This window comes from Roseburia hominis A2-183, assembly GCF_000225345.1.
Classification (GTDB): Bacteria; Bacillota; Clostridia; order Lachnospirales; family Lachnospiraceae; genus Roseburia; species Roseburia hominis.
The window spans coordinates 1,715,491-1,737,652 of record NC_015977.1 but is presented as its reverse complement, the minus strand read 5'-3'; the positions used below and the strand labels follow the sequence as shown (position 1 = coordinate 1,737,652).

Below are 22,162 nucleotides of genomic sequence, written 5' to 3'. Positions count from 1 at the left end.
AACAGAAGCTTACAGTACGAGAGAGAACCTGTCAGGATACGAAGGATGACGGATACGAAAGATAGATCAGGTACCAAAGAGTTGAAAAGTTACGGAAGAAAGAAGCTGCCTTTGTGTGAGGCAGCTTCTGTTTTTTTACTCTTTTGCAGAGAATTCTGGGGCAAGGCATAAAGCGTGATGGGAAGTGGAAAATGGGAAAGAGAACAAAAAAGAGAGGCGTAAAGGCATACATCGCCATCGTATGTCTGGTGCTTTTGCTTGCGGCGGGTGCGCTTGCGTCTGGATATCGGGACAGACAGTTAAGGGAGCAGGAAACATTGCCCGAAGAGTGGGTGGAACTTGCGGAAATAAAAGAAGAACTCTCCTTTGGAGTATACGGGCAGGAAGACTGGAATTCCTTTTTTGAGACGTTTTCAGGAGACAGGCTGACCGGGGAAATACTGGGAGAACTGCTCGCAAAGCTGCAGCTGTCCGATTACATAGAGATCCCCGTCATGAGGGAATCGCAGAAAGTGTCAAGGGAAGACTGGAATTACGTCTACGGTCAGATTCTGGATCTGCTCGATATGGAATATGCCGTGACGAAAACGGAGTTTCTGGTTGTGGATGTCATGGAGGCGGAGAACCAGAATGTGATTATGACGAATAAGGGAGATTTTTGCACGGTGCTTCCAGCTTCATATTTTAAGCAGTGGAACGGATATGAGGGCTACTGCGTGGAAAACCGGTGCATCGGAGTCGCGGGAACGCTGAAGAAGGAATTTACGCTGGACAACACATATCTTACGGACTGCACCAAAGACAGCGTGGATTTTCTGTATGCGGGCGCGGTGTACCACAAGGAGACGGCGTCCCTGACAGAGGGCGTTTCCCCCTGTGTATGCGATATTGTGCTGGCGGACGGGGAACTTACGGCACTGCGTGTAAAGCAGGAGACCATCGAGGGAGAACTGTTGTCCTATGACGATGAGACCATCGAGATCAAAGGATACGGGAAGCTTTGCCATACCGGAAAACTGCCAGTGTACCAGACCTATGGGGAAGTGTCGGAAAAATCCATTTCCGATGTGACCCTCGGCAATATGAACGTGGAGTATGTGACGGGGGAGAAGCAGGTCTGCGCCATTTTAATCCGCGAGCCGGCTGTCATCCGCGAAATCCGTGTGCTGCTCCTGGGGGATGACGGAACAAAATGCCGGCAGTCCGTCTATCTGAAATGTACGTCAGACGCAGCGGTCACCTGGCAGGGAGAGACAACACATGTGGCAGCGCAGACGCTGATTGCTGCATCCGATCAGATGACAGGAGATACACAGGGAACATTTACGGTGACGCCGGAGCAGGAGGGCTGTGTGGTGATCTGCGATGCAGATGGCGCAGAGATTTCCAATGGCTACGGGGGCAGCATGGAAGTGCGGTGCATGGGAGACGGCTATACGCTGGTCAACAGTCTGCCGCTGGAACGGTATCTGCAGGACGTCGTTCCGAGTGAAATGCCGGCATCCTATGAACCGGAGGCATTGAAAGCACAGGCGGTCTGCGCGCGCAGCTATGCCTGTATCCAGCTGCTTCGGGGCGATCTGGCGGAATACGGCGCACATATTGATGACAGCACCGCGTATCAGGTATACAACCGGGTGACGGACGCGGACGCAGCCAGGGAGGCGGTAATCGCCACACAGGGGGAAGTGCTGTCCTATCAGGGAAACATCGTGGAGGCGTATTATTTTTCCACGTCGATGGGATACACCGCCGCAGCCGATGTGTGGAATGTGGAAGATCCGGCGGAATACGGCTATCTGACACCGGCGTGTCTCCTTACGGATGGAAAGATGCAGGATCTCTCCGGGGAGGAGGCGTTTCTTGCTTATATTCAGAGTCCCGCAGATGGATACGACAGTGACTGCCGGTATTTCCGCTGGAGAGCGGAGGCGGATTACCATGGGAAAACAGATGAAGTGAATTCCATACTGCTGGAACGGCGGAAGAGTTCGCCAAAGAATATAATCTTTTATCAGGACGGTCAGACTACGGAAATACAGAATTCCGATGCGGCATCAGTGGCGGCACTGGGGGAGGTGACCGGCATGAGCGCGGCGGAGCGCGGCAGCTCCGGTGCACTGCTTGCCTTAAAGATCACGTATGAGAAGGGAAGCGCCCTTGTGCGGACGGAGTATAATATCCGAAAAGTTCTGGGGATCTGTACCGCAAAACTGACATGCGCAGACGGCGCGGAACAGACGGATGTGACGATGCTGCCGAGTGCGTTTTTTGCCATAACGAAACAGGAGGACGGCGGCATGGTTTTATACGGAGGCGGCTACGGGCATGGACTCGGCATGAGCCAGAATGCGGCGAATGGAATGGCGAAGGCAGGAATGAATTACGAAGAGATCTTGCAATATTTTTATAATGACGTTAAACTGGAAACCATGAAATAATGAATCCTGACGGATTCGCTTTTTGAAGGGGAGCAATATGATCTGGAAGCTTATTGGTAATGTCAAATCCTTTCTTGATAAATGCAAGAGGGATAAGATCAATGCCTATTCGGCGCAGTCGGCGTTTTTTATTATCTTATCCATCATTCCGTTTCTGATGGTGTTCTCGTCTCTGCTGCAATATACATCGGTGACAGAGTCCATGCTGCTTGAGATCATCCGTCATCTGATGCCGGAGTATGTCTCTCCGTTTCTGATATCGCTCGTGGATGAGGTGTACAGCAGATCCATGGGAATTATCTCAATCACGGCGATCATCGCGATCTGGTCAGCGGCCAAGGGCGTCCAGTACATGACGGACGGACTGAACTCGGTCAATGATCTGGAGGAGACGAGGAACTGGTTTGTGCTCAGATTCTGGGCGGTCGTCTATACGGTGGTTTTTCTGGTGGCGATTGTTTTTACCCTGCTGGTTCTGGTGTTCGGAAACCAGTTAAAGGTACTTGCCACACAGTACGTTCCGATTTTAGAGCATGCCTCGCGGGTGCTGGCACATTTCCGCGGGCTTGTGATGCTGGCGCTTTTGATTGCATTTTTCGATGTAATCTTTACGGCGCTGCCGAACCGGAAGCTTTCCTTCCGCGGGCAGCTGCCGGGGGCTGTGATCTGCGGGGTAGCGTGGTATGTCTTTTCCTTCGGACTGTCTGTCTACGTGGACTATTTTAACGGTTTTTCCATGTACGGCAGCCTGACGACTATTGCCTTGATTATGCTGTGGCTTTACTTCTGCATGTACATCATGATGATGTCCGCCGAGGTAAATGTGGTGTTCAACGCTTACTTCCGCAAATGGTGGAAGCGCTTTAAAACCAGCAGGAATAAAAAAGCTTGATGTTTTGCGCCTGCTGTGCTAAAATGCTATACAGAATTCAGAAAAATCAAAGGCTGTGAATGTGTACGGAAGCGATTCCGGGTATCGTAAGATATCAGTAGAGTGCAGGAGACTCTTTCAGAGAGAGCGGGTCATCGGCTGGAAGCCCGTTTAGGATAAGACCTGGACTTGAAGTTCGCACAGGAGCTGCATCTGTGAAGTGAAAGTAGTGGATGACGTCGGATACACGTTACGTATGAATTGAGAGCTTTTCTTTGGTGATATGAAGAGAAGAAACAGGGTGGTACCGCGGAATCATTCGTCCCTAGAGCAGGGATGGATGGTTCCTTTTTTGATGTCTGAAATAGTTTAAAGGAGAATTAGAAATGAAAGAAAAATTGCAGCAGATCAGAGAAAAAGCAATAGCAGAGATTGAAGGGTCTGATGGATTAGACCGCCTGAATGAAGTCCGCCAGGCAGTGCTTGGAAAAAAGGGTGAACTTACTGCGGTGTTAAAGGGAATGAAAGACGTAGCGCCGGAAGACCGCCCGAAGGTCGGACAGTGGGTCAACGACACCCGCACCGCCATTGAGACGATCATGGAAGAGAAGATGAAAAAACTGGAGGCTGAGGCGCTCCGGAAGAGATATGAGGCGGAGAAGATCGACGTCACAATGCCGGCAGTAAAACACGAAAAGGGCAATCTGCATCCGGTCACACAGGTGCGCAACCAGCTCATTGACATTTTTGCATCCATGGGATTTGAAGTGTACGAGGGAACCGAGATTGAGACCGACTACTATAACTTCACAGCGTTAAACACACCGCAGGATCATCCGGCGAGAGATATGCAGGATACATTTTACCTGTCACCGGAATTTTTACTCCGCACCCAGACATCTGCCGGACAGATTCATGTGATGGAGGCGAAGAAACCGCCGATCAAGATCATCTCCCCGGGCAAGGTGTTCCGTTCCGATGACGACGCGACACATTCTCCGATGTTCACCCAGATGGAGGGTCTTGTGGTAGACAAGGGAATTACCCTCTGCGATTTAAAGGGAATGTTAGATGAGCTTGTGAAGAAGATTTTCGGAAAAGAGACGACAACGCGTCTACGCCCGTCCTACTTCCCGTTCACGGAGCCGTCCGTCGAGGTAGATGTAAGCTGCTTCCAGTGCGGCGGATGCGGCTGTAAGCTCTGCAAGGGAACCGGCTGGATCGAAGTGCTCGGAGCCGGCGTCGTCAACAATAAAGTTCTGGAAGGATGCGGCATTGATACGAATGAGTACAGCGGTTTTGCGTTCGGTATCGGTATTGAGCGAATTGCCATGTTAAAATACGGCATTAACAATATCAAGCTGCTGTTTGAGTCAGATCTTCGCGTATTAAAGCAGATTGACGATTAAAGACGAATAGAAAAGGAGAGTTATCATGTTAGCACCATTAAGCTGGTTAAAAGATTATGTAGATATTGATGTTACCCCGAAGGAACTGGAGGAAAAGTTGTTTTCCTGCGGCTTTGAGGTGGAGGAGCTGATTGAAGTCGGAAAAGACATCAGCAATGTTGTGGTCGGACTGGTGGAATCCTGCGAGCCGATCCCGGATACCCATTTAAGTCTCTGCCAGGTGAATGCCGGAGAGCACGGCACCTTCCAGATCTGCTGCGGGGCAGACAATGTCCGTGCAGGAGGAAAATATCCGCTGGCGCTTGTGGGCGCAACAGTCTATGCGACCGCAAAGGATCATGTGACGATCGAGGGCGTCATGACGATCAAGAAGGGAAAGCTTCGCGGCTATGAATCCTACGGTATGCTGTGTTCCGGAACAGAACTCGGATTGAACGAAGATTTATATCCGGGGGCAGGATACAACGGTCTTTTAGTTCTTCCGGAAGATGCGAAAGTCGGAGCAGACGTAAAGCCGATCCTTGGAATGGATGACTGGATTTTTGATATTGCGATCACCGCAAACCGCCCGGACTGTCAGAGCATTTACGGAATTGCCAGGGAAGTGGCTGCAGTGCTCGGAAAAGAGTGCAGGGAGCCGGCGTTGGATTACACGGAGACGGCGGTTAAAAAAGACTTTAAGGTGGAAGTAGCCGCAAAAGATCTCTGCCCGCGCTATATCGCGCACTATGTCCATGACGTGACGATTGGGGAGTCCCCGGCGTGGATGCGCAGAAGACTGGCGTTAGTCGGAATCAACTCGATTTCCAACATGGTCGACATCACAAACTACGTGTTAAAAGAGCTCGGACAGCCGATGCATGCATTTGACTATGCTTATCTGGAGGGCGATCAGATCAATGTCAGACGTGCAAACGAGGGCGAGCGCATTGTGACGCTGGATGAAAAAGAATTTACGCTCAATTCTTCCAATCTTGTCATCTGCGACGGCGTAAAGCCGGTTGCACTGGCTGGTATCATGGGCGGTCTGAACTCCGAGATCAAGGACACGACAACGGAAGTCATGTTTGAGTCCGCAAAGTTCGCGCGCGACAATATCCGGAAGAGTTCAAGAGCGCTCGGACAGTCCTCCGATTCCAGTGCGATGTACGCAAAGGGCGTCTATGAGTACACGACGGTCATGGCGATGAAGCGTGCCCTGCATCTTGTGGAAGAACTGGGATGCGGAAAAGTGTCGTCCACACAGCTTGAAGTCTCCACCGGCAATTCTATCGAGCCGAAAGAGATGAAGGTCAGCGTAAAGCGTGTCAACGGTGTGCTCGGCATTGAGGTTCCGGAGGAGGACATGCTGCGCATTTTATCGGCGCTTCAGTTCGCACCGTCCATCGACGGGGATGAACTTACCCTGCAGATTCCGGCATACCGCGAGGATATGGATTCCTACCCGGATGTGGCGGAGGAAGTGATCCGCATGTACGGTTATGAGCATGTGATTCCGACCTTTATGCCGACGGCAAAAGTGACCCTGGGAGGTCTTAACTTAAAGCAGAAGACGGAGCTTAAGATCAAGCGGGCACTCTGCGCAGCGGGCGCTTACGAGGGAGTCCATTACTCATTCTTCTCCCCGTCCGATCTGGATCTGTTAAGACTGCCGGAAGACGCGCCGGAGAGAAAGGCGATCAAGCTGATCAATCCGATCAACGTGGATTTATCCCTGATGAGAACCACGCTGGCATCCGAGATGCTGTACGCGATTTCCAGAAACCAGAAGAAGGGAATTCTGGAGGGACGCATTTTTGAGCTTGGAAATGTCTTTATTCCAAAGGCACTGCCGCTCACGGAATACCCGGATGAGAGAGAGACCCTCTGTGCGGGCGTTTTCGGAGAAAAGGAATCCTTCTATACACTCAAGGGTCTGGCGGAGACGGTTGCGGATGCATTAAACGTAAGCTTTACCTATGAGGCGGCGGAGAGAACCTTTTTGCACCCGTACCAGACGGCGGAGATCTTCTGTGAGGGAGAGCGCGTCGGTTATCTCGGAAAGCTTTCCTATGAGATTCAGGATGAACTTGACATGCGTGTGCCTGCCTATGTGATGGAGATTGACCTCGCGGCGCTTAAGAAATGGTATGGCAAAGAGCAGATTTTCACTCCGCTTCCGAAGTTTGCGGAGGAAAAGCGCGATTTTGCGTTTGTGGTAGATAAAAATATCACCTGTGCACAGATTGAGAACGGCATCCGGGAAGCCTGCAAATATGTGACAGATGTGAATCTGTTCGATGTGTATGAAGGCATCCAGCTTGGACCGGACAAAAAGAGCATGGCATTCTCTGTTGTATTTACCCCGCAGGAGGAAGAGCTCACGGGCGAGATGGTAGAAGGATTTGTGAAGAAGATTTTGAAACATCTCGAAGCAACACTGGATATCAGACTTCGTGCGTAAGAGGAGTAGTTATGGACGTAAAAGATTTTTATTATGACCTTCCGCAGGAACTGATCGCACAGGATCCGCTGGAGGACCGCTCAAGCTCCAGACTGATGGTGCTTGACAAGGCAACCGGAGAGGTGGAACACCGCCATTTTAAGGATATTGTGGACTATCTAAGACCGGGTGACTGCCTTGTCATCAACAATACAAAAGTAATTCCTGCCAGACTGTACGGCGTGAAGGAAGGCACCGAGGCAAAGATCGAGATCCTTCTGCTCAAGAGAAAAGAAAACGATGTCTGGGAGACCCTGGTCAAACCGGGAAAAAAATGCAAGATCGGAACCAGAATCAATTTCGGTGAGGGACTTCTGACCGGCGAGGTCATTGACATTGTGGAGGAAGGCAACCGCCTGATCCAGTTCCATTACGAAGGGATTTTTGAGGAGATTCTGGATCAGCTCGGACAGATGCCGCTGCCGCCGTACATCACACACCAGCTGAAGGACAAGAACCGCTACCAGACGGTGTATGCAAAGTATGACGGTTCCGCAGCGGCGCCGACAGCGGGACTGCATTTTACACCGGAGCTTTTAGAGCAGGTGCGCGCCATGGGCGTGGAGATTGCGGAGGTGACGCTTCATGTGGGACTTGGCACCTTCCGCCCGGTCAAGGAGAGTGATGTGTTAAAACATCACATGCATTCCGAGTTCTACCGGATCGAGCAGTCGGAGGCGGACAAGATCAACCGGGCAAAACAGGAGGGACACCGGGTTATCGCCGTGGGAACGACAAGCACAAGGACCCTGGAAGCTGCTGCGGATGAACACGGCGTGCTTCATGAGACGAGTGGGTGGACGGAGATTTTTATCTACCCGGGCTATCAGTTCAAGGTGATCGATGCTTTGATTACGAATTTCCATCTGCCGGAGTCGACGCTGGTGATGTTAGTGTCTGCGCTTGCAGGAAGGGAACATGTGCTGCATGCATATGAGATTGCAGTACAGGAGCGTTACCGGTTTTTCAGCTTTGGTGATGCGATGTTTATTACCGCAAAATAGGAGGAGTTGGTCCCATGCTGGAAAAGAGAAAACATAAGCGCCTTAAGATGGAACACGCGCTGGAACTGGCGCGGTTAAATGCGGACGGCACGGCCGACGGCGGCGTTGTGAATGCGGATATCCTGAATATCTCGCGCGGCGGAGTCGGATTTTTGTCCCGCAAGAGACTCGAGGTCGGCAGTTATTATGACACCAGGATCAGCCTGTTCAGCCGGGAGATGATTGACGCTGTGCTGGAAATCGTACATGTGGAAGAGCAGGAAAAGGGCTATTACTACGGCGGAGAATTTATCGGCATATCGGATTCGGATGCGGTAAAGATTGATATTTACCAGGTCTTTCACGACATCTGACCGTGAAAATAGACAAAAAGACACGTCTGATTGTGTGCATTATATACGAAATGACGATAAAATGGTGCCACACTATTGACAATGGTGATCATTAAATTTATAATTGGAGACAGTTAAAGGATAGTTCACACCGCAAGGTGCACTAAACCGGAAAGCTGAATACAGGCTATTTGGGCATGTATGAAGTTTTCCGGTTTTCTTTTTTCCCAAGAGGAGTCTGTTGTTTGAAAGAGGAGGGAGTCAGATGAGAATCTATCGGGCAAAAGATTATTATGACATGAGCAGAAAGGCAGCCAACATCATATCCGCGCAGGTGATTATGAAGCCGGACTGTGTGCTGGGACTTGCAACCGGTTCGACGCCGGTCGGCACTTATGCACAGCTCGTGGAGTGGTACAAAAAGGGGGATCTGGATTTTTCAGAGGTAAAGACGGTGAATCTGGATGAATATAAAGGACTCGACCAGTCGAACGACCAGAGTTATTTTTACTTCATGGCGGAACATCTGTTTGACAAGGTCAATATTGATTTTCAGAATGTCAATATCCCAAATGGAATGGAAACGGATGCGGACAAGGAATGTGCGCGCTATGAGGCGAAGATAAAAGCGCTCGGCGGAGTGGATCTGCAGCTGCTCGGAATCGGTCACAACGGTCACATCGGATTCAACGAGCCGAACGGACAGTTCGACCGCACGACGCACTGTGTGAATCTGACACAGAGCACGATTGAGGCCAACAAACGGTTCTTTGCATCGGAGGAGGACGTGCCGCGGCAGGCGTACACGATGGGAATCAAGACGATCATGCAGGCGAACAAGATTCTGATGGTGGCAAGCGGGGAAGACAAGGCGGAGATTGTAAAACGTGCCTTTTTCGGACCGATCACACCGGAGGTGCCTGCATCGGTACTGCAGCTTCACAACGATGTGACACTGGTGGGAGATGAGGCGGCGCTGTCGCTGATCGGCTCCTGTCAGAGTTAGGATATGGGAATGAAATCATGAAGATAAGTAAAGTGATTAATAACAACGTCCTGTCGGCATTTGATGAAAACGGGCAGGAAGTCGTTCTCATGGGAAGAGGACTCGGGTTTAAGGCGAAGACAGGAGACGACATTGACGAGAGCCGGGTACAGAAAGTGTTCTGCATCGAAAATTCGGCGCTCTCAAGGCAGTTTCAGGAAATGATCTCCAACATCCCTATGGAGCATATGCAGATCTCGGCGGACATTATCTCCTACGCCAAGAACGAGTGCGGCATGGAGTTAAACCAGAGTATTTACGTTGCGCTGACGGATCACATCAATTTCGCGATTGAACGATACAGGAATGGGATTGCGCTGTCGAACGCTATTCTGTGGGAGATACGGCAGTTCTACCGCAGGGAGTATCTCGTCGGAGAGTATGCGCTCCGCCTTTTTGCGGAGAGACTGGATATTCATTTCCCGGAGGATGAGGCGGGATTTATTGCACTGCATTTTGTGAATGCCGAATATAATACGGATATACATGACACTTATATGATCACGGATGTGATTCAGAAGGGAATCGAGATTGTAAAGGCAGAGTATCAGAAAGCGCTGGATGAAAAATCCATGCACTACGAGCGGTTTGTGGCGCATCTGAAATTTTTCGCGAGAAGAATCTTCTTCAGCAAGGAAATGCTCTCCGATGAGGAGCAGGAGTTCTCCGATCTGATTGAACTGAAATATCCGAGGGAATATGCGTGTGCCAGAAAAATTGCCGATTACATCGAAGCGCAGTATGACTGCACGGTGACCAAGGAAGAGATCATGTACCTGGCAATTCATATCCGGAGAATTACGACAGACAGCGATGAATGAGAAAGGAGAGAGGCTGATGTTTGGATTATTTCATAAAAAAGAACAGAAAGCGCTGGAACTGGGAGCGCCGGTAAGCGGGCAGGCAGTACCGCTTCAGGAGGTGAGCGATCCCACGTTCGGCGGGGAGATTCTCGGAAAAGGCGTGGCGGTAAGACCCACGGATGGCAGGATCTACGCGCCGGCGGATGGGGAGATTACCTTGTTATTTGATACACTGCATGCGCTCAGCATGACGACGGATACCGGGGCAGAACTGCTGCTCCATATTGGACTGGACACCGTTGCATTAAAGGGTGCGCATTTTAAGGCGCATGTAAAGACGGGGGATAAAGTCAGAAAGGGTGATCTGCTGTTGGAGGCGGATCTTAAGGCGATCCGGGAAGCCGGATATGATGTGATCACACCGATGATTGTCTGCAATACCGACCATTTTGCCGAAGTAAAAGCGGTGACGGGTGCGGAGGTGACGCCGCAGGATACGGTTCTGATTCTCACATCGAAGTAATCTGTTATTCAATGGTATTTTAACCGGAACTTTCCGGTATAAAATAAAGGGGCAAATCATATATGGCATAGGGAGAAGGTCTACTGTGCCAGAAAAAGAAGGAGGAAGAAGTTATGATGAAATATCTTCAGAAGTTGGGAAAAGCATTGATGCTTCCGGTTGCCTGTCTGCCGATCTGCGGTATCTTAATGGGAATCGGATATGCACTCTGCCCGGCAACCATGCAGGGTGGTGACATTGCAGGTGCAAAGGCGCTGATTGGATTTTTCCTTGTAAAAGCGGGGGGCGCTTTAATTGACAATATGGCATGGCTGTTTGTCATCGGCGTCGGCGTTGGTATGGCAGACGACAATGACGGTACCGCGGCACTTGCGGCGCTGGCATCCTGGCTGATGATTACCAATCTGCTCTCGACGGGCGTTGTTACCACATTGATGCCGTCAATCGCAGAGAATGCGGATAAGACGCTGGCATTCGACAAGATTGCAAACCCGTTTATCGGTATTCTTGCCGGTATCATCGGAGCAACCTGTTATAACAAGTTCAAGGGAACGAAGCTTCCGGACTGGCTGGCATTTTTCAGCGGCAAACGCTGTGTTGCCATCGTATCCGGTGTGGTATCGATTGTCGTGTCAGCTATCCTGTTATTCGTATGGCCGGTTGTGTTCGGCGCACTGATCGCTCTTGGTCAGGCAATTGTGGGAATGGATGCAGTGGGCGCTGGTATCTACGCATTTTTGAACCGTCTTTTAATTCCAACCGGTCTGCATCATGCATTGAACAACGTATTCTGGTTTGATACGATCGGACTCGGTGATCTGGCCAACTTCTGGAAGGGCAAGACATCGGCGGATGTATCATGGGATCTCGGTATGTATATGTCCGGGTTCTTCCCGTGTATGATGTTTGGTATTCCGGGTGCGGCACTTGCCATGGTTCACACGGCAAAGAGCAATAAGAAAAAGATCGCAATCGGATTGGTTGGTTCCGCAGCACTTTGTTCATTCATCTGTGGCGTTACTGAGCCGTTCGAGTTCGGATTCATGTTCCTTGCTCCGGCACTCTATGTAGTATATGCATTATTATACGGTATTTTTACCTTTATCACGGTTCTGGTAGGCTTCCGTGCAGGCTTCAGTTTTTCTGCAGGTGCAACCGACCTGATCTTTTCCGCTTCCCTTCCGGCGGCAAAGAACACCTGGATGATTCTTCCGCTCGGAATCGCAGCATTTGTCGTATTCTATGTTGTATTCCGTTTTATGATCACGAAGTTTGATTTAAAGACTCCGGGACGTGAAGATGACGATGATGATGCAGAGAAAGGTGCAAAGCTTGAGAATAATGATTACACCGAAGTGGCAAGAATCGTGCTTGAAGGTGTCGGTGGCAAAGAGAATATAGAAAGCATTGATAACTGCATTACGAGACTCCGTCTGGAGATCAGGGATTACACTAAGGTAGATGAGAAAAAGATCAAATCTGCCGGTGTGGCAGGTGTGGTTCGCCCAAGCCAGAAAACAGTACAGGTCATTATCGGTACCCAGGTACAGTTTGTGGCTGATGAATTTAAAAAACTTTGTAAGTAACCATATTCTGTAAAATAGATTGCCCCAATGAAAAACGACCGCGAAAGCGGTCGTTTTTCGATGCAGACATATATTCAGCGCTCATAAATGGTGTAGTGGTGCTTTTTTAGAAGTGTGATGGCGGCGGCGAGCGATTCGCTGTCGTACATTTCCAGATGCAGCACGCCGTCCTCAAATTCACGGTTGTGGATGATGCCGATATTCTTGATGCTCAAATGGTTGCTAGCAAGAATGGTGGCAACTGTGGCAATTCCGCCCGCTTCATCCAGAAGATCCATGTACAGCTCATATACCTGCTTTAAGGTGCCGTTCGCGTGAAGGGTCAGGGAATCCCGGTAGTCTTTTGCCGAGGTAAAGGCCTCCATCAGCGCTTTGCTGTCGGAAGCGGCGATGGCAGAGCGCATATGACCAAGCTCCCCACAGAAAGAGTCAATCAGTCTTAGAATCTGTTCCTGATTGGAAAGACAGATATTTTCCCACATGACGGGGGAGGAGGAGGCAATGCGTGTAATGTCCTTAAAGCCGCCGGCGGCGATGGTTTTCATGGTTCCTTCACAGTCATCGCAGCTTTTCACAAGGTTGACAAGGCTGTAGGCGATGATGTGGGGCAGATGGCTGATGGCGGCAGTGGCATAATCGTGCTGCTCGTAGTCAAGCACCATCGGTATCGCACCGAGAGAAGCCACAAGCTCCTTAAAGTCTTTTAATGCCGCGGGATCGGTCTGGGCGGTCGGGGTGAGAATATAGTAAGCATTTTCCAATAAAAATTCCCTGGCATTGGCAAGACCGGTCTTCTCGGAGCCTGCCATCGGATGTCCGCCGATAAACTGCGCCTCCATGCCGAGGGCGGTCACTTCCCGGTGAATGTCGGTCTTGACGCTGCCCACATCGGTAATGATGCAGCGGTCGCAGACGTGTCCCTTTAAAAGACGCAGATATTCCATGTTTTTCTGGACAGGCGTGCACAGAAAAATATAGTCGCAGTCATAGAAATCCGACAGTTCACAGGGGCTGGCGTTGTCGGTCAGTCCCTCTTTGTAAGCGGCCTCTATCGTCGCGGCATGACCGGCTGTAGCGATAATGACCAGATCTTTATGTAGAATACGAAGGCGCTTGGCAATCGAACCGCCGATCAGTCCAAGCCCGATAAATCCGATTTTCTGAAGTTTCATAAATGAATCCCCCACAAGTTATTGGTACCCAATTATCATAGACATTTCCGCCTGGAAAGTCAACACGTTAATCTGTGAGAGTACGGAAAGATGCGGCGTGTATGGCGAGAACATGTCCAAATTGTAAATATTGTGTAAATAATAAAAAGAAGTATTCCAAAAATGTTCAAAAGTAATACATATTATTGCTAAATGTTTCTGATATTATAAATACAGTTAGTAATATTGAATAAATAAGTTGTAAAAAAAGACGGAATTTAGTAAAATATATCCATACATAAAACAATTACAGAATATGGAGGGTTTGCTATGAATGTTTACACAACTGACAGAATTCGTAATGTGGTTTTACTTGGTCATGGGGGATGTGGTAAGACGAGTCTTGTGGAAGCAATGGCTTATCTGGCAGGCATGACATCACGTATGGGAAAGGTTGAGGACGGAAATACCATCAGTGATTATGACAAGGAGGAGATGAAGCGGCATTTCTCCATCAATACTTCGGTTGTTCCGATTATCTGGGAAGATACCAAGATCAACATACTGGATACACCGGGGTATTTTGATTTTGTGGGTGAGACCGAGGAGGCGGTAAGTGCAGCTGACGCGGCGATCATCGTGGTTTCCGGCAAGGCGGGTATTGAGGTCGGCACGCGCAAGGCGTGGGAATTATGTGAGCAGTATAAGCTCCCGCGCATGGTTTTTGTGACAGATATGGATATCGATGAGGCGAGCTACCGCCAGGTGGTACAGGATCTGCAGGAACTCTACGGAAAAAAGATCGCACCGTTCCATCTGCCGATCCGTGAGAACGGACAGTTCGTCGGCTACGTCAACGTGCTGCAGCAGCGGGCGAAGCGCTGGAAGGAGAACGGCGAGGTTGAGAAGACGGACGTTCCGGATTATTCAAAGGAGAATCTTGGCATCTGCAGAGAGGCTCTGATGGAGGCGGTTGCAGAGACGAGCGAGGAGTTCATGGACCGCTATTTTGGCGGTGAGGAATTCTCTGAGGATGAGATCCGACAGGCACTGCGTGTGAATGTGGCGGAGGGAAGCATCGTTCCGGTGCTTATGGGTTCCAATATTTTGGCACGCGGCATCTACACGCTGCTGGTGGACATTGTGAAATATCTGCCAAGCCCGGAAAAGCGCACCTGCACCGGCATCAATGCCAAGACCAATGAGGTTTACAATGCGGATTACGATTTCGCAAAGGCAAAATCCGCCTATATCTGGAAAACAATCGCAGATCCTTTTATTGGAAAATATTCCCTTATTAAAGTCAATTCCGGCGTGTTAAAGACGGACGACATCTTATTCAATCAGCATAAGGATGTGGAGGAAAAAGTAGGAAAGCTCTACGTGATGCGGGGCAACAAGCCGGAGGAGGTAAAGGAGCTGCACGCGGGCGACATTGGTGCCCTGGCAAAGCTTTCCGGTGCGACGACGACCGATTCTCTCTCCACAAAGGCGAATCCGATTCTGTATATTAGAACAACCATCTCCACACCCTATACCTGCAAGCGCTACAAGGCGAAGAACAAGGGTGATGAGGATAAGATCTCGCAGGCATTGCAGAAGCTGATGCTGGAGGATCTGACATTAAAAGCTGTCAATGACAGCGAGAACGGACAGACGCTTTTATACGGCATGGGCGATCAGCATCTGGAGGTTGCGGCGAGCAAGCTCTTCGAGCGCTACAAAGTTGAGATCGAATTAAAACGTCCGAAAGTGGCGTTCCGCGAGACCATCCGCAAGAAAGTCGATGTGGAGTATAAATACAAAAAGCAGTCCGGCGGACATGGACAGTACGGTCACGTAAAGATGACATTTGAACCTTCCGGAGATCTGGAACAGCCGTATGTATTTGAACAGTGTGTTGTCGGCGGCGCGGTGCCGAAGAATTACTTCCCGGCAGTCGAAAAGGGCGTACAGGAAGCGGTATTAAAAGGACCTGTGGCAGCGTATCCGGTTGTCGGAGTGAAGGCGGTTCTCTACGACGGCAGCTTCCATCCGGTAGATTCCTCCGAGATGGCATTCAAGGTAGCGGCGATGCAGGCATTTAAAAAAGGTTTTATGGACGCATCCCCGATCCTGTTGGAGCCGATTGCCTCCCTCAAGGTGGTTGTGCCGGATAAGTACACCGGCGATATTATGGGAGACTTAAACAAGAGACGCGGCCGCGTGCTCGGCATGAATCCGACGGAGCACGGTTATCAGGAGATCATCGCGGACGTTCCGGTGATGGAACTTTACGGGTACAACACAGACCTGCGTTCCATGACAGGCGGAAGCGGAACATTTTCTTATGAATTTGCACGGTATGAGCAGGCACCTTCCGATGTACAGGAGAAGGAGATCGAGGCAAGGGCATCCAAGGTAGAACGTGCGGAAGAGTAACAGCAGTATGTAAAAGCAGCAGAAAAGAGTAATAGGCAGAAAAGAAAGGAGGATGAGCAGAGATGAGAAAAGAACTTCTTGCACTGGTATCGATGTTTGTCCTCCTTTTGAATGATCCGATGGTGGCACAGGCTTACATGATGGTTCCGACGGATGGCACAGGATGGGAGCAGGGCGGGACGGCTTCGATTGATCCGTTCCTCGGCGTGAACGATGACGCTGTGCATCTGGTGTATGAGTTAAACGGCGGTGTGAACCACAATGCCAACCTGGATGTGATCGCAGTGGAAGAACTTCCCTTTACGCTTGAGATTCCTGTCCGGGACGGGTATAATTTTGCCGGCTGGTATACGGACAGCTCCTACGATCACAAGATCACGGAGATCACGGAAGAAAATGCAGCGAATATGGTTCTGTTTGCAAAATGGACCAGACCGATCGACAACCGCTATAACGTCGAGATGTATTCCTATCAGACCGCGAGCGTGTTAAGCCGCAATCAAAAAGAATTAAAAGAGTGCAATTATGCGTTTCTGGATGATCTGGATATTCCGGGAATGCCGTCCACCAGAGAGAAAGACTATCTCGACAATCTGATCAGCAGCGAGGGACAGTGTCTGCAGGGACTCTGCTTCACACCGGATTACATTCTTATGACGGCGTATGCGGATGGATCCGACACGAAAGGCTCCTTAATGATCTTTGAGCGTGAGACCGGAACCTATCTGGCGACGCTTGGCATGAAGGAGAAGAGCCACCTCGGCGGAATTGCCTTTGACGGGGAGAATGTATGGATCTGCCATTCCAATTCAAAGACGCTGGAGCGGATTCCATATGAATATATTGAGAGAATCGGAGCCGATGCACCCGGATACTGTGTGGACGCATCTGCACTTTCCGACGAATACAAGCTCGACAATATTCCGTCCTGCATCACCTGCTACGGCGGGCGAATCTGGGTGGCAACCCACACCAAATTCTTTGATTCCGAGATGCTTTCCTACAGCTACGATGAGGAAAATGATACGCTTACCTCACTCAGCAGCTACAATATTCCGAACAAAGTGCAGGGAATTGCCTTTGACAAAGGCGGTCAAGTATATCTGAGCACATCTTTTGGACGCAACAGTTCCTCCTACCTGAAAGTATACGCATCGCTTCTGACGCTGACGAAGCATCCCAATGAGCCGTCGGCAAAGGTAGAGATGCCGCCATGCTCGGAGGAGATCGCAATTGCGGATGATAATGTGTATGTGTTATTTGAATCTGCAAGCCTGCGTTATTTTGAGGGAACCGACGGCAAGGGCAACAGCAGCTCGCCGATTGACAAGGTGCTGGAAGTGACGGTGGCGTCGATCTGGTAAAAAATAGAAGAACAGCACAGAAGGAGCGGTTTTAAGAGCCGCTCCTTCTGTTTTTCATTAGGTTCATGATTTTGTCAGCTTTGGCAGATTCTTCTGCGGACATGTTCTGCTTTAGGATCTGGAATAAGAGATCCGTCTCCGGTTCACTGAACTGGATGTTATTTGATTTTGCGGAATTCATGGCAGAGAGCAGAAACGGCATCATCTCCTTGATGTCGGTCGGCTTTTTGGCGGTGGCAAAGTTCATGAGAAACTGTAGCTTCTCCGGAGACATATCGGCGAGAAGCGGATTGTTGTTCAAAAAATCGTAGGGCATAGGAATTCCTTTCTGTTTAACTGAAGATGGTTTCGTAGGTCTCAAGCATGGAGAACATATTCGCAAGCATGTCGATGGTTTCCTGCTCTTTGCTGGTGCAGAAAGCGCGCAGATCGTTTAACATGGCAACCATATTATTGCTGCCCTCATCGACGGAGCACATGGACATCACCTTGTCATCCTGCGAGAACACCTGGACGGTGTTTTGCAGCTCCATATATTTTATCAATATGGCAAATTGCTTTTTTTGTGTATCTTTCATGTAGGGGAGCATGGTTTTTAACATCTGCAGTTCCCGTGTCTGTGTCATATAATCAAACGGTGTAAAAGTGGATGTTTCGTTATGATCCATAAGAACCCTTTTTCTTTTAGTTTATGAGCAGAGAAGAGACTTTATGACCGGTAACGCATATCATATAATGTGGGCAAAGGCAAAAGGAAGCATGGAATAAAAGAGGCAGGACTTTTGCCGGAGCGCAATCATATACGCGTCTGTGGAATGGAGATTGGTATGCTTATAATAGAAGGTAACAGTGTATACGAGATTGATGAGGAATGTGTGCGAAAAAGAAAAGTCCCTGAAAAATGCCAGACGGCACAGAAATTGCAGATGCAGAGAAAACGGGATGCGGAGAGCGGTCTTGAGAAAAAGAGCGAACGCTAGAATAATAAAAATGAGGAGCGGCAAATGCCGCTCCCTTTTAGAATCCGTGTGCGTTTTTATTAGCAGCAGCCGAATCCGTTGCCGTTGCCGTTTCCGCATCCGCCGCAGCAGAAGAGAAGCAGGATAATCCAAAGGCAGCTGTCATTTCCACAGCCATTGCCGGAATTAAGACCGCAGCCGTTGCCACCGCAGCAGCACAGCAATAAGATGATCCAGAGAATGGAACCGCATCCGCCCTCGTTACAGGAACATCCACCACCACAGTTTGTCGCAGCTAAATCACTCATATTAAATCCTCCAAATTTTTCTTACACTGTATCTTATGGCATCCGGAAAGATTTGTTACAAATTTTTCTAAAACAATTGTTATGCGTTCTCTAATTTGCTATGATGAACGTAGCAAAACAGAGCCAGATGGCGGGAGGGATGAACATGGGATTTGTTGTAATTGCGGAACCGGATGAAGTAAATGCGGCGCGCATTAAGACGATATTAGACAGTCTGGACAAGGATTTTTCCTATGCACTTGTCGGTTCAGCGGAAGCAGCGATACAGCTTGTGGAGCAGAATACCACCGATGTGTTTATCGCGGATATGCAGATGCCGGTGATTAAGGGAACAGAACTGTTTTCAATGATTGAGATGATGTCTCCGGAGACAATACGGATCGTGATGACTGACGGCGCACGGATTGCAGATACTGTGGCATTTATGAATGAATGCCGTACCTTTAAGATTATCATCAAGCCGTGCCGTGTGGCAGATGACCTCATGGCTCCGATCCGTGCAGCCTTTCGGTATAAGGAACAGCTGGAGCGGGCTGCCGGACAGGAGCAGGAACAGGAGACTGCGTACAGCATGACGGAGCAGGCGTATCTGGAGCACCGCAGGATGTGGCTGATGCGGGCAAGCAACAATAAGAGAGCGCAGGACGTGCTGGCGGAACTGATGAAGGTGAACCTTTCTTTTTCAGATATGGAAGCAGAACGAAAGGAACGCCTCGGACGCTGGTATGTCTGGATTGTATCCGAATACATCAACTGTGTTTCGTGCGGGACTGGCGAGTTTAAGACCGCAGCCGAGGGGCTTGCGGCATTCGGCAATAAACCGGAACAGCAGGAATATTTTGAATTGAGGTGCACTGCCGATGAGGTGGTCGACCCGGAACGGATGAACGAGGTCACTTATATTCTGCGGATTATTACCGGACTGTGTAAGGATATCTTAAACGGCTATCGGATCATGGCAATCCTGGAGCCGATGGAAAAGGTCTATGTGCTTCGTGTGCGCATACAGATGTATAAAGATTCATTCAGAATTAAAAATACAACAATGCGGGAGGGATTGTCACGCGCAACGGAACTTGCGATCGACGCGCTCGGATACAAATCTGTCGTCATGAACAAGGAGCAGGAGACGATTTTTAATCTGGCATTACGGCGCTGAATGTCATAATGTCTGCCATTACTATAACAAAGCATTATATCTGCTATAACTTTTTATTCATTGACAAATAGAACAAGAAATGTATAGTATAAGAAGACGGTATAATTGTATACAATTATGCAAGCGGTTATTTATGCAATGATCAAGAAAGATTATACGACGGAGAGAAGCCGTGAAGGAACCGCCGCATTGGATGATGGCAAAAGGAGTGCAGCTATGAGAGAAGTCGTAATGAATAAGAAAACGAACCTGCTACAGTTGGAAGAGCATTTTTATCAGCTCGTGGATGTGGAAGAGCCGAACGTATTCCACAATCTGTTCCCGTACAGTGAGATACCGAAGATCGCATTCAATGATCGTATTGTCCCGCACAACATGCCGGAGAATATCTGGATTACCGACACGACGTTTCGGGACGGTCAGCAGTCGAGAGCTCCTTATACAACGGAGCAGATTGTAACGATCTATGACTATCTGCATAAGCTGGGCGGTCCGAAAGGACTGGTCCGTCAGAGTGAATTTTTCCTATATAGCAAGAAGGACAGGGATGCGGTCTACAAGTGCCTGGAAAGAGGATACAAGTTCCCGGAGGTTACGAGCTGGATCCGTGCAAGCAAGCAGGATTTCCAGCTGGTGAAGGACATCGGACTCAGAGAGACCGGTATTCTGGTAAGCTGCTCGGATTATCATATTTTTTATAAGATGAAGATGACCAGACGTGAGGTCATGAATCTGTACCTGAGCGTGATCCGCGAGTGCCTGGAGACGGGAATCAGTCCGCGCTGCCATCTGGAGGACATTACGAGGTCGGATATTTACGGGTTTGTCATTCCGTTCTGTGTGGAACTGATGAAGCTGATGGATGAGTACAAGATCCCGATCAAGATCCGCGCGTGCGATACCATGGGATACGGCGTGAATTTCCCGGGTGCCGTGATCCCACGGAGCGTGCCAGGTATTATTTACGGACTGACCACCCATGCCGGCGTTCCGTCGGAGTTGATTGAGTGGCATGGCCACAATGATTTTTACAAGGCGGTCAATAACTCCACAACCGCATGGCTTTACGGCGCAAGCGGCGTTAACTGCTCCCTGTTCGGTATCGGAGAGCGCACCGGAAATACACCGCTTGAGGCGATGGTCTTTGAGTATGCGCAGTTAAAGGGAACACTTGACGGTATGGATACAACGGTCATTACAGAACTGGCAGAATACTTTGAAAAAGAACTCGGCTATGTACAGCCGAGCCGCACACCGTTTGTCGGAAGCAACTTTAATGTGACGAGAGCGGGAATTCATGCAGATGGACTGCTCAAGAACGAGGAGATTTACAACATTTTTGATACGGGGAAATTCTTAAACAGACCGCCTCTTGTATCGGTGTCCAACACATCGGGTCTTGCCGGAATTGCACACTGGATCAATTCGTACTATCATCTGCCGAAGGAGAAATGGGTCGATAAGAATTCGGATCTGGTTAAGAAAATAAAAGTCTGGGTGGATGCACAGTATGAGGACGGACGTGTGACGGTACTTACGGATTCCGAACTTGTGGAAGAGATCGGAAAGTGCTGCAAAGAGCTGAACATCACGATATAGCATGAGGTAAATAGATGAGTGAGGATAATTATTCGCTGAGTTCGCGCGTGTTTCACACAATACGTGAAAATATACTGTCCGGGAAATATGCGACGGACGAGGAATTAAAAGAAAAATCCATCGGAGAGGAACTGGGTGTCAGCCGGACTCCGGTCAGGGAGGCACTGCGCCAGCTGGAACTGGAGGGTCTTGTGACCATCATTCCGAACAAGGGAGCATATGTCGTCGGAATCTCCCAGAAGGATATCCGCGATATTTATGAGATCCGCTCCAGGCTGGAGGGACTCTGCGCGAGGTGGGCGTGCGATAACATCACAAAGGATCAGCTGGATGAGCTGGAGGAGAACATTTATCTGTCCGATTTCCACTCGTCCAAGGGAAATTCCGAGCAGGTGGTGGAGCTTGACAACAAGTTCCATGAAATTTTATACGATGCGTCAGGCAGCAAGGAGCTGCGCCACATCCTGAGGGATTTTCACCACTATGTGCAGCGCGTGCGCAAGGTGACGCTCGCCGTGCAGGAGAGAGCGGTCAATTCAAATGAGGAGCACCGCAAGATTGTGGAGGCGCTAAAGCAGCATGACGGGGCCAGGGCGGAAGAACTGGCGGACGCACATATGCGCAACACCATTAACAATATGGATCATTACGGCTGGGACAATCTGCTCAAGCAGTAAGAGCGGAAGATGCCATGTCAGATAGAAC

Annotated in this window: 20 protein-coding genes and 1 other annotated feature; of the genes, 16 read left to right on the top strand and 4 right to left on the bottom strand. The window is 49.5% G+C overall.

Translation table 11 applies throughout. The features are described from left to right. Positions 1 to 191: 191 nt before the first annotated feature. The 10 genes from RHOM_RS07780 (at position 192) to nagE (ending at position 12,496) form a co-directional block, all read left to right on the top strand. Positions 192 to 2,441, top strand: coding sequence for a SpoIID/LytB domain-containing protein (locus tag RHOM_RS07780; RefSeq protein WP_014079745.1), 2,250 nt, complete (start codon positions 192 to 194; stop codon positions 2,439 to 2,441). Positions 2,442 to 2,478: 37 nt separating this feature from the next. Continuing rightward, positions 2,479 to 3,333 (top strand): YihY/virulence factor BrkB family protein, encoded by an 855-nt coding sequence (locus tag RHOM_RS07775; protein WP_014079744.1) that lies wholly within the window; start codon positions 2,479 to 2,481, stop codon positions 3,331 to 3,333. A 75-nt stretch (positions 3,334 to 3,408) separates the two neighbouring features. Next, positions 3,409 to 3,642, top strand: a binding site (T-box leader). Positions 3,643 to 3,698: 56 nt separating this feature from the next. Then, positions 3,699 to 4,721 (top strand): phenylalanine--tRNA ligase subunit alpha, encoded by a 1,023-nt coding sequence (gene pheS / locus RHOM_RS07770; RefSeq protein ID WP_014079743.1) that lies wholly within the window; start codon positions 3,699 to 3,701, stop codon positions 4,719 to 4,721. 25 nt (positions 4,722 to 4,746) lie between these two features. After that, positions 4,747 to 7,164 carry a phenylalanine--tRNA ligase subunit beta gene (gene pheT / locus RHOM_RS07765; protein WP_014079742.1) on the top strand — a complete coding sequence of 806 codons (2,418 nt, stop codon included), beginning with the start codon at positions 4,747 to 4,749 and terminating at the stop codon, positions 7,162 to 7,164. A gap of 11 nt (positions 7,165 to 7,175) precedes the next feature. After that, positions 7,176 to 8,207 carry a tRNA preQ1(34) S-adenosylmethionine ribosyltransferase-isomerase QueA gene (gene queA / locus RHOM_RS07760; protein ID WP_014079741.1) on the top strand — a complete coding sequence of 344 codons (1,032 nt, stop codon included), beginning with the start codon at positions 7,176 to 7,178 and terminating at the stop codon, positions 8,205 to 8,207. Positions 8,208 to 8,221: 14 nt separating this feature from the next. Continuing rightward, positions 8,222 to 8,560 (top strand): PilZ domain-containing protein, encoded by a 339-nt coding sequence (locus tag RHOM_RS07755; RefSeq protein ID WP_014079740.1) that lies wholly within the window; start codon positions 8,222 to 8,224, stop codon positions 8,558 to 8,560. A 244-nt stretch (positions 8,561 to 8,804) separates the two neighbouring features. Continuing rightward, positions 8,805 to 9,545 (top strand): glucosamine-6-phosphate deaminase, encoded by a 741-nt coding sequence (gene nagB / locus RHOM_RS07750; RefSeq protein WP_014079739.1) that lies wholly within the window; start codon positions 8,805 to 8,807, stop codon positions 9,543 to 9,545. Positions 9,546 to 9,562: 17 nt separating this feature from the next. After that, positions 9,563 to 10,405 (top strand): BglG family transcription antiterminator LicT, encoded by an 843-nt coding sequence (gene licT, locus RHOM_RS07745; protein ID WP_044024647.1) that lies wholly within the window; start codon positions 9,563 to 9,565, stop codon positions 10,403 to 10,405. 16 nt (positions 10,406 to 10,421) lie between these two features. Beyond that, complete coding sequence (locus tag RHOM_RS07740) at positions 10,422 to 10,910, top strand: PTS sugar transporter subunit IIA (protein ID WP_044024918.1); 489 nt, start codon at positions 10,422 to 10,424, stop codon at positions 10,908 to 10,910. 116 nt (positions 10,911 to 11,026) lie between these two features. Beyond that, positions 11,027 to 12,496, top strand: a complete 1,470-nt coding sequence (gene nagE, locus RHOM_RS07735; protein WP_172623742.1) for an N-acetylglucosamine-specific PTS transporter subunit IIBC — start codon at positions 11,027 to 11,029, stop codon at positions 12,494 to 12,496. Positions 12,497 to 12,570: 74 nt separating this feature from the next. Here nagE and RHOM_RS07730 read toward each other — a convergent pair whose 3' ends face one another. Next, positions 12,571 to 13,668, bottom strand: coding sequence for a prephenate dehydrogenase (locus RHOM_RS07730; protein WP_014079735.1), 1,098 nt, complete (start codon positions 13,666 to 13,668; stop codon positions 12,571 to 12,573). A 309-nt stretch (positions 13,669 to 13,977) separates the two neighbouring features. Here RHOM_RS07730 and RHOM_RS07725 point away from each other — a divergent pair, with 309 nt between their 5' ends. Together RHOM_RS07725 and RHOM_RS07720 are read left to right on the top strand one after the other, a co-directional pair. Then, a complete protein-coding gene (locus RHOM_RS07725) occupies positions 13,978 to 16,068 on the top strand; it encodes an elongation factor G (RefSeq protein ID WP_014079734.1) in 2,091 nt (696 codons plus the stop codon). A 62-nt stretch (positions 16,069 to 16,130) separates the two neighbouring features. Then, on the top strand, positions 16,131 to 17,432 hold the full coding sequence (locus tag RHOM_RS07720) for an InlB B-repeat-containing protein (RefSeq protein WP_014079733.1): 1,302 nt from the start codon (positions 16,131 to 16,133) through the stop codon (positions 17,430 to 17,432). A gap of 31 nt (positions 17,433 to 17,463) precedes the next feature. Here the strand turns inward: RHOM_RS07720 and RHOM_RS07715 are convergent, their stop codons facing one another. Together RHOM_RS07715 and RHOM_RS07710 are read right to left on the bottom strand one after the other, a co-directional pair. Next, on the bottom strand, positions 17,464 to 17,748 hold the full coding sequence (locus tag RHOM_RS07715) for a hypothetical protein (protein WP_014079732.1): 285 nt from the start codon (positions 17,746 to 17,748) through the stop codon (positions 17,464 to 17,466). A 16-nt stretch (positions 17,749 to 17,764) separates the two neighbouring features. After that, the gene (locus RHOM_RS07710) at positions 17,765 to 18,100 is read right to left on the bottom strand and encodes a hypothetical protein (protein WP_014079731.1); all 336 of its coding nucleotides are present in this window, start codon (positions 18,098 to 18,100) and stop codon (positions 17,765 to 17,767) included. A gap of 159 nt (positions 18,101 to 18,259) precedes the next feature. Between RHOM_RS07710 and RHOM_RS17685 the strand changes: the two genes are divergently transcribed. Beyond that, on the top strand, positions 18,260 to 18,412 hold the full coding sequence (locus RHOM_RS17685) for a hypothetical protein (RefSeq protein ID WP_169312218.1): 153 nt from the start codon (positions 18,260 to 18,262) through the stop codon (positions 18,410 to 18,412). A gap of 59 nt (positions 18,413 to 18,471) precedes the next feature. Here the strand turns inward: RHOM_RS17685 and RHOM_RS07700 are convergent, their stop codons facing one another. Further along, entirely contained in the window at positions 18,472 to 18,699 is a 228-nt protein-coding gene (locus tag RHOM_RS07700; protein WP_014079729.1) for a hypothetical protein, read from the bottom strand. A gap of 145 nt (positions 18,700 to 18,844) precedes the next feature. Here RHOM_RS07700 and RHOM_RS07695 point away from each other — a divergent pair, with 145 nt between their 5' ends. The 3 genes from RHOM_RS07695 (at position 18,845) to RHOM_RS07685 (ending at position 22,134) form a co-directional block, all read left to right on the top strand. Further along, a complete protein-coding gene (locus tag RHOM_RS07695; RefSeq protein WP_014079728.1) occupies positions 18,845 to 19,858 on the top strand; it encodes a response regulator in 1,014 nt (337 codons plus the stop codon). 216 nt (positions 19,859 to 20,074) lie between these two features. Continuing rightward, complete coding sequence (locus RHOM_RS07690) at positions 20,075 to 21,457, top strand: 2-isopropylmalate synthase (RefSeq protein WP_044024916.1); 1,383 nt, start codon at positions 20,075 to 20,077, stop codon at positions 21,455 to 21,457. A 14-nt stretch (positions 21,458 to 21,471) separates the two neighbouring features. Next, positions 21,472 to 22,134, top strand: coding sequence for a GntR family transcriptional regulator (locus RHOM_RS07685; protein WP_014079726.1), 663 nt, complete (start codon positions 21,472 to 21,474; stop codon positions 22,132 to 22,134). The last annotated feature ends 28 nt before the right edge of the window (positions 22,135 to 22,162 follow it).